This window comes from Vibrio sp. 1978, assembly GCF_033344345.1.
The window spans coordinates 1-1,191 of record NZ_JAWPOP010000117.1; the positions used below are offsets into that span (position 1 = coordinate 1).

Sequence of the window (1,191 nt, forward strand, 5' to 3'; positions counted from 1 at the left end):
TGCTGACAATAATTCGCTCACCTTCGGTACTGAACAGTTTAAGGTCATCACTCAGTTTCTGTTGACGGTCGAGTATTACCCTTGCTGGTTGGCGAACTTCCGTCAGCTCATAGTGCGCTTGAACACTCTGCGGCAAATCATCCCAACGAACGTTGAGAGAAGCGTTATCATCCATCACTGTTTTGCTTGTAGACAGAATGCCACCGCTTTGCGCTCGATAACGCTGCACGTCTTGGCGAGCCTGTGGGGAGGTGATCCATTGGCTCTTGCCATTACTTAGCGCACTCTGTCCATCTAAGCTTGCTGCCATTTTTAATTGGATAAATGGCATGCCTGTTTGCATGAATTTAATGAAGCCACGATTGAGCTCAATCGCATCGTTTTCTAACAGTCCAACCTGAACCTCAACTCCGGCTTCACGTAGCATTTGGATGCCACGTCCAGCCACTTTTGGATTCGGATCTTCCATCGCACACACTACTCGCGCCACTTTGGCTTTTATCAATCCTTCAGCGCAAGGTGGCGTGCGTCCATAGTGGGAGCACGGTTCAAGGGTAACGTATGCCGTTGCACCTTCAGCTTTATCACCAGCCATGCGCATCGCGTGCACTTCAGCATGGGGCTCTCCAGCGCGATGATGATAACCTTCACCAATGATCACGCCATCACGAACAATTACGCAACCGACGTTCGGGTTTGGAGCCGTCGTATAAATGCCGCGTCGAGCTAACTTGAGCGCACGCGACATCATTGAAAAATCTTGAGGAGAAAATGGAGACGCAGAAGTGTGTTGAGGCATGATTTAATCAGTCTTCAAGGCGGGCAATTTCTTCGCCGAATTCACGAATATCTTCAAAGCTACGATAACCCGATGCAAAACGGATGTAAGCCACTTTGTCGAGCTCTTTAAGCTGATCCATAACCAAGTTACCAATCATTTGGCTCGGTACTTCACGCTCACCAGTTGCGCGGAGTTGCGACTTAATCATACTGATTGCAAGCTCGATAGAGTCGGCACTTACCGGACGTTTCTCTAATGCGCGCTGAATGCCACCGACCATTTTATCTTCATCGAATGGTTCACGATTGCCATTCGACTTAATGACTTTAGGCATGACCAATTCTGCCGTTTCAAACGTAGTAAAACGTTCACTACAGGCTAAACATTGGCGGCGGCGACGGACTTGATGA

Annotated in this window: 2 protein-coding genes; both read right to left on the reverse strand. The window is 48.6% G+C overall.

Annotated elements, in window-relative coordinates:
* Positions 1–799: bifunctional diaminohydroxyphosphoribosylaminopyrimidine deaminase/5-amino-6-(5-phosphoribosylamino)uracil reductase RibD (gene ribD / locus R8N49_RS24875; RefSeq protein WP_318190184.1), on the reverse strand; the 799-nt coding region annotated here is incomplete at its 3' end.
* Between the two features lie 7 nt (positions 800–806).
* Positions 807–1,191, reverse strand: a 385-nt coding sequence (gene nrdR, locus R8N49_RS24880; RefSeq protein WP_318190185.1) for a transcriptional regulator NrdR, incomplete at its 5' end; no start/stop codon positions are given.